The sequence below is a fragment of the Vibrio sp. 1159 genome (assembly GCF_033340395.1).
Classification (GTDB): domain Bacteria; phylum Pseudomonadota; class Gammaproteobacteria; order Enterobacterales; family Vibrionaceae; genus Vibrio; species Vibrio alginolyticus.
The window spans coordinates 79,525-89,738 of sequence record NZ_JAWOWL010000023.1 but is presented as its reverse complement, the minus strand read 5'-3'; the positions used below and the strand labels follow the sequence as shown (position 1 = coordinate 89,738).

Below are 10,214 nucleotides of genomic sequence, written 5' to 3'. Positions count from 1 at the left end.
TGGGTGTTTTTTATTCTAAAAGGCGAGTTTTCACTACTATTCTACCTCCATACACCCTGTAATCGCCCTGAATAAGGAAAAAAGATGAGCTCAATGAGAAGCTACAAAGGTATAAAGCCTGAACTTGGTGAGCGTGTTTACGTTGACCCAACCTCTGTTTTAGTCGGTGATATCCGAATTGGCGATGATTCTAGCATTTGGCCACTGGTAGCAGCGCGAGGTGATGTAAACCACATTCACATTGGTGATCGAACGAATATTCAAGATGGCAGTGTTTTGCATGTCACCCATAAGAACGCCGAAAACCCAAACGGCTACCCATTGATTATTGGTAATGACGTTACGATTGGCCACAAAGTGATGCTGCACGGTTGTGAGATCCACGATCGTGTTTTGGTTGGTATGGGAGCTATTGTTTTAGATGCTGTTGTAATTGAGTCAGAGGTGATGATCGGAGCAGGCAGTTTAGTGCCACCTGGGAAAGTATTAGAAAGTGGCTACTTATATGTTGGAAGCCCAGTAAAACAAGCTCGCCCTCTATCAGAAAAAGAACGAGCTTTCTTGCAAAAGTCTGCCAACAACTATGTGCAGAACAAAAACGACTACTTAAATGAAGTAAAAGACTTGAACTAAAACCCTGTTAACCGATGATGATATGGCCTTCTTCGTTGAAGGCTTCATCTTCTATTAGCTCTTCAGCCATTTCTTCTAGGTCGAATCGGTAATCAGTAAACACTTTAATTGCCGCTTGCTCAGTTTCAATCAGTGAACCACTGAGCTTTTCTAACTTTTGTTTCGTCACAAAGCACTCTATTAGTGCGCCTGATTGTTGCGCCGAAAAGTTTACCGATTGTGATACTTCATCCCATGATTGAATATCTGGGAATAAGATGGATTGATTCATCGCTTATTGACCTTCAAGGTTCTTTCTTAGTTCTCTGAGAATTTGTTTGGCACCAGGACGTAAGCCACGCCAGAGCATAAAGCTTTCCGCAGCCTGCCCAACTAACATTCCAAGACCGTCATACGCATGAGCGGCACCATTCTCTTTTGCCCATAAGTTAAAGCTCGTCACCCCTTTGCCATAAATCATGTCATAGCTTGTACTGTTAGCGGCAAAGATGGAGGATGAAATAGTCGGCAGTTCACCACTAAGAGAAGCGGATGTGGAGTTAATGATGACATCATACTCTTCATCAATACTTGCTATCTCTTTGGCGAGGATAGGACCGTGAGAGACAAACAGCTCTGCAAGCTCCTGTGCTTTACTAAAGGTACGGTTGGTAATGGTTAAAGAGGTCGGCTTTTGATCAAGTAGTGGCTTAATAACACCACGAGCTGCACCACCAGCGCCAATAATTAGGATTCGCGCGCCTTCCAATACAACCTGATGCTGAAGCAGATCTTGCACTAAACCTGCACCATCAGTGTTGTCACCGATGATTTCACCATCGTCTAACTTCTTGAGGGTATTTACCGCGCCTGCTAACTGAGCCCGTTCTGTCAATCGACTAGCAAATTGATAAGCATCTTCTTTAAATGGCATAGTGATGTTGCACCCCTTGCCACCTTCAGCAAAAAACACCTTCGCCGCGTCAATAAAACCATCAACAGGTGCACTTTCTGCGGTATACACCAAAGATTGATTAGTTTGACGAGCAAACAAGGTGTGAATGAATGGCGACTTACTGTGTCCGATAGGATTACCAAACACGGCATAGCGATCAATTTGCTGGGTCATTTCCTTACCTTTGTTCCTTACTTAGATATAGAGAAAGCAGGGCCACCTGATTACAGATGACCCTATCACTATCTATCTATATAGAAAAGGAGATTCCGTGCTTACCACTCTCGTGGCGTTAGGTATCGCTCGTAAAGTTCAGCTTCTGGCGATCCCGCTTCTGGCTCGTAGCAGTACTCCCAGCGAGCGAGCGGCGGCATTGACATCAGAATCGACTCAGTACGCCCACCACTTTGTAAACCAAATAAGGTACCACGGTCATACACTAAGTTGAACTCTACGTAACGGCCGCGACGATATAGTTGGAATTCACGCTCACGCTCACCATACTCGATCTCTTTACGACGAGAAACGATCGGCAAGTAAGCCTGGCAATAGCCTTCACCGACTGCTTTGATGTAAGCAAAACACTTATCAAATTCCCACTGGTTTAGATCATCAAAGAACAAACCGCCAACACCGCGAGTTTCATTACGATGTGGTAGGAAGAAGTATTTGTCACACCATGCTTTATGCTCTTGGTAAACATCGTCACCAAATGGCGCACAAAGCAGTTTTGCAGTGTCGTGCCATGATTGGCAATCTTCTTCAAATGGATAGAACGGCGTTAGGTCAAAACCACCACCAAACCACCAAATTGGGTCTTCGCCATCTTTTTCTGCAATAAAGAAGCGGACATTGGCGTGTGAAGTCGGTACATAAGGGTTTTTAGGGTGAATAACCAAAGAAACACCCATCGCTTCAAAACGACGACCCGCTAGCTCTGGACGATGCGCTGTCGCAGATGCTGGCATTTCTTTCCCTTCCACATGCGAGAAGTTCACGCCTCCCTGCTCGAAAACAAGGCCATCACGCATAACACGTGAGCGCCCACCGCCACCAAGACGTTCGCCCGGTTCACGATGCCATGCATCCTCGACAAAGACGGCCTTTCCATCTTCTTGTTCTAACTGCTGACAAATGGAGTCCTGAAGTGACATCAAGAACTGCTTTACGGCGTGCTTATCGATCGCTGACATACGTTATTACCTATTACGTGAAACCTAATGATGGCTGGCTAGCAGGGTTAACCCTGTCTTAATATTTGTGAAGTTTTGGCGTCACGAATCTCGCTGGGTTTATCACGACCGCTGGTCTCGCCACGAAGAATGGCGACCAGCTTATCACCCAACTGCTCTTCGACTTCTTCCGTGGTCATACACGGTGGTAAGCCGGAAAGATTCGCGCTGGTAGAGGTTAACGGCTTTCCGAATGCATTACACATTTTTTGCACCAAAGGATGATCAGTCACACGAACCGCAATTGAATCAAACTGCCCTGAAACCCAGTTGGATACTTTATCGCTCGCTGGCATGATCCAAGTGTATGGGCCTGGCCAAGTGGCATGAACAGTCTGTAATTGTTCTTCAGTCAACTGAGATTCATCAATATAAGGCAAGAGCTGATCATAACTTGCCGCGATGAGAATCAGCCCTTTTTCTACCGGACGCTGCTTGAGCTCTAATAGCTTTTGAATTGCTTCTGGGTTATCTGGATCACATCCGACACCAAAAACCCCTTCTGTTGGATAGGCAATCACTTCGCCTTGCTTGAGTGCGTTGAGCACTTGTTCAAAGTTATCCACCGATTACTTCCTATTTGTTTGACTGTGTTGTTTTCACTAAGTGTACAAATATTCATTCTCAGACACTAAAGCAATTTTTTTATAAAATGTATCAATAGCGCCAACAACAAGACGCAAACGTTTGCTTGAGATAAAAATCCCCGTATAATGCGCACAAATTTATAGCTCACCTAATTTTTGCAGCTTAAAGGAGTTTGAGATGAAAGTCGGTATCATCATGGGTTCTAAATCCGATTGGCCAACCATGAAACTAGCAGCGGACATGCTAGACCAATTTGGCGTGCCTTACGAAACAAAAGTCGTGTCAGCACACCGAACTCCTCAATTACTGGCTGACTACGCTAGTGGCGCAAAAGAACGCGGCATCAAAGTTATCATCGCAGGCGCAGGTGGTGCAGCCCACCTACCAGGTATGGCGGCGGCGTTTACTAGTTTGCCAGTGCTTGGGGTTCCCGTTCAGTCTCGTGCACTGAAAGGTATGGATTCATTGCTTTCTATTGTACAGATGCCAAAGGGAATTGCGGTTGGTACATTGGCGATTGGCGAAGCGGGCGCAGCAAACGCCGGTATCCTAGCAGCGCAAATCCTAGGCACTCATGATGAAAACATCATGGCGAAGGTAGAAGCATTCCGTAATGAGCAAACGGAAACAGTTCTCGCAAATCCAAACCCTGCAGAGGATTAATCAGATGCATGTACTGGTTCTTGGTGCGGGTCAGTTGGCTCGTATGATGTCTCTGGCTGGTGCGCCACTGAATATTCAAATTTCAGCTTACGATGTCAGCAGCGGTGATGTCGTTCACCCTTTAACTCAACAGGTACTTGGCCATGGCTTGGAAAATGCGATTACGCAAGTTGACGTGATTACTGCCGAGTTCGAGCATATTCCACATGACGAGCTCAAGGTTTGCGAAGCGAGCGGCAAGTTCCTACCAAGTACGCAAGCCATCAAAGCAGGTGGTGATCGCCGTATTGAAAAAGCACTGCTTGATGATGCTGGCGTGCGCAACGCGAAATACTACGTCATTGAAACTCGTGAAGACTTTGACCGCGCAATTGAACACGTTGGTATGCCAATGGTTCTGAAAAGTGCATTGGGTGGTTACGATGGTAAAGGTCAATGGCGCTTAAAAGAAGCTTCTCAAGTCGACGACATTTGGACTGAGATGGCAGAGTGCATTGCCGCAACACCAACTCAAGCGATTGTTGCTGAGGAATTTGTCCCTTTTAACCGCGAAGTTTCACTGGTTGGTGCTCGCGGTAAAGATGGCAGCGTTGAAGTGTACCCTCTGGCAGAGAACGTCCACACCAATGGTGTATTGAGCCTTTCTACTGCGATTGATGCACCAGAGTTGCAAGAGCAAGCAAAACAGATGTTCACGGCCGTTGCCAACAGCTTGAATTACGTTGGTGTGCTAACGCTGGAGTTCTTCGATGTTGACGGTACTTTGCTAGTCAATGAAATCGCACCACGCGTACACAACTCTGGTCATTGGACTCAACAGGGTGCAGAAACCTGTCAATTTGAGAATCATCTACGCGCCGTGTGCGGCATGCCTTTGGGTAGCACGAAGTTGGTTCGTGAAACCTCGATGATTAATATTCTTGGTGAAGACACACTACCAGAAGCATTGCTAGCGATGGATGGTTGCCACATTCATTGGTACGGCAAAGAAAAACGTGCGGGTCGCAAGATGGGACACATCAACGTATGTGGTGACTACACTGGCGAACTTAATCGTAAACTTTGTGCATTAGCAGACGTATTGGATGAACAGGCTTTCCCTGCCGTACATGAATTTGCCAAGCAGTGGCAAGCATAGAAAAGCAGCGGAATAAATAGCAAAAGGGTCGCACGATGCGACCCTTTTTAATTCCTTTGATATATTTACCCTTGCTGGGTGTGCTGACACTTACGATTAGCACATTGCAATTTCACACCACTGGCGAGTTTCTTCTCCACCAACAGAGTAAAACCACACTCTTCGCATCGCCCCTTGACCGGAGCAAGGTTCACAGCAAATTTGCATTTAGGGTAGTTGTCACACGCGTAGAATGTTTTTCCAAATCGGGTTTTACGCCCAACCAAATGTCCTTTGCCACATTCAGGGCAAGCGTGTTGCTCTTGTGACTGCGCCTCTGGCTCTGGTTGATTAATCGACTCAATATGATGACAAGCCGGGTAGTTACTACAACCGACGAACATACCGTAGCGCCCTTGGCGGAGAACCAACTCATTGCCACACTCAGGACAAGGCACACCCAACTCTTTCACGATGTGACCATCATTGCTGTGTAGCGGTTTAATGTAATCACAGCTTGGGTAATGGTTACAGCCGAGGAATGGGCCATGTTTTCCGTGCTTGAGAGTCAGCTCACCACCACATTTTGGACACGGCTCGTGCTCCAAAGCGTGTTCATGGGCAGAGAAAAGGGTGTTGTCGATTTTACTACTCATACTTACCGTTTCGTGAAAAACACACAAAAAGACAAGCTCGCGTTTATTCTAGTTAAACTCGAACTTGCCCAGATGGTTAGTGAAGAATCCCTTGTTCCTTGGTGTACAACAGCTCTTCCATTAGCGTGTAAGCGTTTTCGTTGCCAGGCACATTAAACAGCACCATCAGAATGATCCATTTGAGGTCTTCAAGCTCAAACTCACTCGTTTCTAATCCCATCACTCGGTCAATCACCATTTCGCGAGTTTCTGTGGTTAACACATTGATTTGCTCGAGAAACAATAGAAATCCTCGGCATTCCAAATCTAAACGCTGCATCTCTTTCGCTGTGTAGATACGAGTTGATGACGAAGCCATGCAAGTCGAGATTGCAGAAGAGGTGTCACTTTGCTGCAATGCGGCAAGCTCTTCTAACCAGACAAGGGCTTTGTAGATATCTTTTTGTTGGAAGCCTGCACGAAGCAACTCTTCTTCCAACTCGTCTTGTTCGACCTGTAACTCTGCATCGCTATGGATGTAGGTTTCGAATAGATACATCAGTATATCCATCATCATAGCTAGCCCCTCCCCTTTCGAATATAGCCACCTGAAACCGCAACGACATGCCCAGAGAGTTCTAACTCTAAGAGCTGCATCATGACTTCTTGGACAGGTATATTGGTCCTGTTTGCAAGAATATCAACCGGTGTAGCTTCACTTCCTACGTTAGCTAACAGCTGAGGAAATGGCAATTCTTCTTCATCATTTAACGTAGAAAATAAATCGGTACTCTGATTAATAGACCAATCAAGCAAGGACTGTATTTCATCTAAGACATCTTTCGTCTTTTCTACGAGGCAAGCGCCATGACGTATCAACTGGTTTCCACCGCAGGCATTGGGGGCATTAATTGACGCTGGCAGCGCAAATACTTCTCGACCTTGCTCAAGCGCGTAACGAGCTGTAATTAACGAGCCGCTCTTTTTCGCCGCCTCGACGACCAGTACACCAAGCGATAATCCACTAATAATACGATTACGACGCGGGAAGTTTTCTGGGCGCGGCTTGGCATTAGGCCGAAACTCAGACACCAAAGCCCCATGTTCAATAACACGTTGCGCTAAACCACGATGACGTGCCGGATAAATATTTGCTAAGCCAGATCCTAGCACCGCAATCGTCTTACCACCCGCTTGCAACGCACCATCATGCGCATGACCATCAATGCCTAAAGCGAGACCACTGGTGACAATAAAATCGTGCTGAACAAACTCTGCAGCAAACTGACGTGCATGCTGTAATCCATCAATACTCGCATTTCGACTGCCAACCATCGCGATTTGTGGCTGAGAGAGACAAGTAGAACTTCCTTGCACAAAAAGCAGAGGTGGCGGCGCAACGATTTGTTTGAGTTGAGGTGGATAATGCGGGTCAGTCAGTGTCAGGATATGATGATTTGTAGAAGCTTCAAGCCAGCTTAAACAAGCATCGACTTCTTTATCTGTTGAAGCCCAAGCTTGAATTTGCTTAGTTGTTAACCCAAGTTGTTGTAGCTGTTCAGGAGAGAAGTTTACGATGTTACGTGGCGTGTCTCTTGCCAGTAGCTTATTCATTTTGACGCCGCCAATGCCTGGCAAACAACTCAGTTTTAACCAGGCAGCGAGATCATCGTTATTTCGTCGATTCATCGATGGTTAATTCGTCCGCCAACGGTGACACCACCGAAATATCTTGGTTAATGGGTTTCTTACTGTTAGTGATCAGTGCCAAGCTAAAGTACTCATAAGGACGAATGACCAGCAACTCACCAACTTTGCTTTGAGGCAAAGTGATTTTCTTATCAAGCACGCCAAACTCTTTCTTGAACTCATCGCCGTCTTTGTAAACTGGGTGCGCGTCTTCTTTTAAATCAAACACACTGCCTTGCTTGAGATTATCTGACGTGCCTTTATCAATCACCACGACTTGGTTAGTTGAACTAAAGCGAATACCTTCGATATTACCTAGCAACTTTGCAGAACTGCCTTGTGGCGACGGCAGCGGATAGAACGTAGTCGTGAAGTCAGTATTCTCAACCGATTGATTTGGCAACGCGATATCGTTACGTAGGATTTCTTGCATTTGCGATGTAAGCTTCAAACCTGAATAATCACTCGAAGCTTCAACGAGCTCGCCTTTGGCAATCAAACGCAGCGCGGTAATCTCTTCGGACACATCGTCACGCGAAAAGGTAGCTACTGGTCGGTAAATAGCCCAACCTGTCGCGGTCTGATTGCCATTGATATACAGCACATCTTCTGTAGTCAGATACTTACTGCCTTTGCTGCTACCCATCACTTTTGCAGCATTGTTCAACGAATCTTTATCTAGCAACCGATCCGATTTGAGGTAAGGCATCACCAAACCTTCCGCGACCGTTGGTACGGCTTTCTTTTCTGTGATGCGAGCTTTCGGGCTCAGCTTCTTAACCGGTTTTAGGCTCAACACGGGCTGACCGTTAATCCATACCAAAGACAGCTTGTCTCCGGGATAAATTAAATGAGGGTTATCGATTTCCGGGTTTACTTGCCATAAACGAGGCCACAACCACGGGCTATCCAAGTACATGGCCGAAATATCCCATAGCGTATCGCCCTTCACAACTACATATGTTTGTGGCGCATCATCTTTAACAGTCAGTGGGTTCGCATCCACATTTGCTACAGCGTTGAAAGAGAAAAGTAACGGCAACGTAACACTGGCAACGTTGCGGAAAATTCGATTCATGACCCTCGTCCTTGGTCTATTAAGCAGGAACCAGAATGGAAATTGGTGCAAGGATGCTGTCATTTAGGCTATAAAATGTCTAGAATTGAGCCAACAAGGTTTGTGCTGTTTCGGCACAGTTCAATATTTCGAGTGAATATGTCTGTATTACAAGTATTAACATTCCCGGATGATCGCCTGCGCACAGTCGCAAAGCCTGTTGAAGCGGTGACACCTGAGATTCAAAAAATCGTCGATGACATGATTGAAACCATGTACGACGAAGAAGGTATTGGCCTTGCTGCAACGCAGGTTGATATCCACAAACGTATCGTAGTGATTGATATTTCAGAAACTCGCGATGAGCCGATGGTGCTAATCAACCCTGAGATTCTGGAAAAGCGTGGCGAAGATGGCATCGAAGAAGGCTGTCTGTCGGTACCAGGTGCGCGCGCACTTGTGCCTCGCGCTGCAGAAGTTACCGTTAAAGCACTGGATCGTGATGGCAAAGAGTTCACCTTTGAAGCCGACGACCTGCTAGCGATTTGTGTTCAACACGAGCTTGATCACTTACAAGGTAAGCTGTTCGTGGATTACCTATCGCCACTGAAACGCAAACGCATTCAGGACAAGCTAGCGAAAATCAAACGCTTTAACGAGAAGCAGCAAAACGCTTAATCTCGAACCATACCAATTAGAAGGAAGTCTACCTTGAGTCAGTCTTTACGAATTGTCTTTGCAGGTACTCCGGATTTCGCCGCCCGTCACTTGGCGGCGTTGTTGTCTTCGGAGCATGACGTCATCGCGGTTTACACAAACCCAGATCGTCCAGCGGGTCGTGGCAAAAAATTGGCTGCGCCACCGGTAAAACAACTGGCGCTAGAACACAATATCCCGGTTTACCAACCTGAAAGCTTTAAGTCCGACGAAGCGAAACAAGAACTTGCCGATCTGAACGCCGACCTCATGGTTGTCGTGGCGTACGGTATGCTGCTGCCACAAGCGGTTCTTGATACACCTAAACTGGGTTGTATCAACGTACATGGTTCTATCCTACCTCGTTGGCGTGGTGCGGCTCCAATCCAACGCTCTATTTGGGCGGGCGATGCAGAAACTGGCGTGACCATCATGCAGATGGACATCGGTCTCGATACTGGTGATATGCTGAAGATTGCAACTCTGCCAATCGAAGCGACAGATACCAGCGCTTCAATGTACGAAAAATTGGCTGAGCTTGGTCCAGAAGCCCTGATTGACTGCCTAGTAGACATTGCTGCGGGTAAAGCAGTGCCAGTGAAGCAAGACGATGAGCTAGCGAACTATGCGAAAAAGCTCAGCAAAGAAGAAGCACGCATCAACTGGAACGACGATGCGGCGCACATTGAGCGCTGCGTTCGTGCATTTAACCCATGGCCAATGAGCCACTTTGAGGCGGCAGAAAACAGCATCAAAGTATGGCAAAGCCGTGTGGCAGAGCAAACCAGTGACAAGCCAGCCGGCACCATCGTACAAGCAGATAAAACCGGTATTTATGTTGCGACAGGCAACGGCGTACTGGTGCTAGAGCAACTGCAAGTTCCTGGCAAAAAAGCCATGTCAGTTCAGGATATTCTAAATTCGCGTGCGGCTTGGTTTGAAGTTGGCACTCTGCTGGTTTAAGCCATAC

At 46.6% G+C, this 10,214-nt stretch carries 13 protein-coding genes; 5 read left to right on the top strand and 8 right to left on the bottom strand.

Annotated elements, in window-relative coordinates; translation table 11 throughout:
- Positions 1 to 84: 84 nt before the first annotated feature.
- On the top strand, positions 85 to 633 hold the full coding sequence (locus tag R7127_RS17520; RefSeq protein WP_005379096.1) for a gamma carbonic anhydrase family protein: 549 nt from the start codon (positions 85 to 87) through the stop codon (positions 631 to 633).
- 7 nt (positions 634 to 640) lie between these two features.
- On the opposite strand, the gene R7127_RS17515 is transcribed toward R7127_RS17520, so the two are convergent.
- The 4 genes from R7127_RS17515 to R7127_RS17500 all read right to left on the bottom strand — a co-directional run bounded on the left by R7127_RS17515 (position 641) and on the right by R7127_RS17500 (position 3,365).
- Complete coding sequence (locus R7127_RS17515) at positions 641 to 904, bottom strand: DUF1488 domain-containing protein (RefSeq protein WP_005379090.1); 264 nt, start codon at positions 902 to 904, stop codon at positions 641 to 643.
- 3 nt (positions 905 to 907) lie between these two features.
- On the bottom strand, positions 908 to 1,741 hold the full coding sequence (aroE, locus tag R7127_RS17510; RefSeq protein ID WP_005379088.1) for a shikimate dehydrogenase: 834 nt from the start codon (positions 1,739 to 1,741) through the stop codon (positions 908 to 910).
- Positions 1,742 to 1,842: 101 nt separating this feature from the next.
- The gene (hemF, locus tag R7127_RS17505) at positions 1,843 to 2,760 is read right to left on the bottom strand and encodes an oxygen-dependent coproporphyrinogen oxidase (protein ID WP_053350839.1); all 918 of its coding nucleotides are present in this window, start codon (positions 2,758 to 2,760) and stop codon (positions 1,843 to 1,845) included.
- A 47-nt stretch (positions 2,761 to 2,807) separates the two neighbouring features.
- On the bottom strand, positions 2,808 to 3,365 hold the full coding sequence (locus tag R7127_RS17500; RefSeq protein ID WP_005379084.1) for an L-threonylcarbamoyladenylate synthase: 558 nt from the start codon (positions 3,363 to 3,365) through the stop codon (positions 2,808 to 2,810).
- A gap of 199 nt (positions 3,366 to 3,564) precedes the next feature.
- On the opposite strand from R7127_RS17500, the gene purE reads away from it, so the two are divergent.
- Positions 3,565 to 4,050 (top strand): 5-(carboxyamino)imidazole ribonucleotide mutase, encoded by a 486-nt coding sequence (purE, locus tag R7127_RS17495; RefSeq protein ID WP_005379082.1) that lies wholly within the window; start codon positions 3,565 to 3,567, stop codon positions 4,048 to 4,050.
- A gap of 4 nt (positions 4,051 to 4,054) precedes the next feature.
- Entirely contained in the window at positions 4,055 to 5,188 is a 1,134-nt protein-coding gene (locus tag R7127_RS17490) for a 5-(carboxyamino)imidazole ribonucleotide synthase (RefSeq protein WP_158157064.1), read from the top strand.
- 65 nt (positions 5,189 to 5,253) lie between these two features.
- Here R7127_RS17490 and R7127_RS17485 read toward each other — a convergent pair whose 3' ends face one another.
- The 4 genes from R7127_RS17485 to R7127_RS17470 all read right to left on the bottom strand — a co-directional run bounded on the left by R7127_RS17485 (position 5,254) and on the right by R7127_RS17470 (position 8,569).
- Complete coding sequence (locus R7127_RS17485) at positions 5,254 to 5,823, bottom strand: type I DNA topoisomerase (RefSeq protein ID WP_047102572.1); 570 nt, start codon at positions 5,821 to 5,823, stop codon at positions 5,254 to 5,256.
- A gap of 76 nt (positions 5,824 to 5,899) precedes the next feature.
- Positions 5,900 to 6,379: a DUF494 family protein gene (locus R7127_RS17480; RefSeq protein ID WP_005379074.1), complete on the bottom strand. Its 480-nt coding sequence runs from the start codon at positions 6,377 to 6,379 to the stop codon at positions 5,900 to 5,902.
- A 2-nt stretch (positions 6,380 to 6,381) separates the two neighbouring features.
- The gene (dprA, locus tag R7127_RS17475; protein ID WP_005379072.1) at positions 6,382 to 7,491 is read right to left on the bottom strand and encodes a DNA-processing protein DprA; all 1,110 of its coding nucleotides are present in this window, start codon (positions 7,489 to 7,491) and stop codon (positions 6,382 to 6,384) included.
- Positions 7,475 to 8,569, bottom strand: coding sequence for a LysM peptidoglycan-binding domain-containing protein (locus tag R7127_RS17470; RefSeq protein WP_005379070.1), 1,095 nt, complete (start codon positions 8,567 to 8,569; stop codon positions 7,475 to 7,477). Before R7127_RS17470 ends, dprA begins: the two co-directional genes overlap by 17 nt.
- Positions 8,570 to 8,707: 138 nt before the next feature.
- Between R7127_RS17470 and def the strand changes: the two genes are divergently transcribed.
- Together def and fmt are read left to right on the top strand one after the other, a co-directional pair.
- Complete coding sequence (gene def, locus R7127_RS17465; protein WP_005379068.1) at positions 8,708 to 9,226, top strand: peptide deformylase; 519 nt, start codon at positions 8,708 to 8,710, stop codon at positions 9,224 to 9,226.
- 33 nt (positions 9,227 to 9,259) lie between these two features.
- Positions 9,260 to 10,207 (top strand): methionyl-tRNA formyltransferase, encoded by a 948-nt coding sequence (gene fmt / locus R7127_RS17460; protein WP_318142057.1) that lies wholly within the window; start codon positions 9,260 to 9,262, stop codon positions 10,205 to 10,207.
- The last annotated feature ends 7 nt before the right edge of the window (positions 10,208 to 10,214 follow it).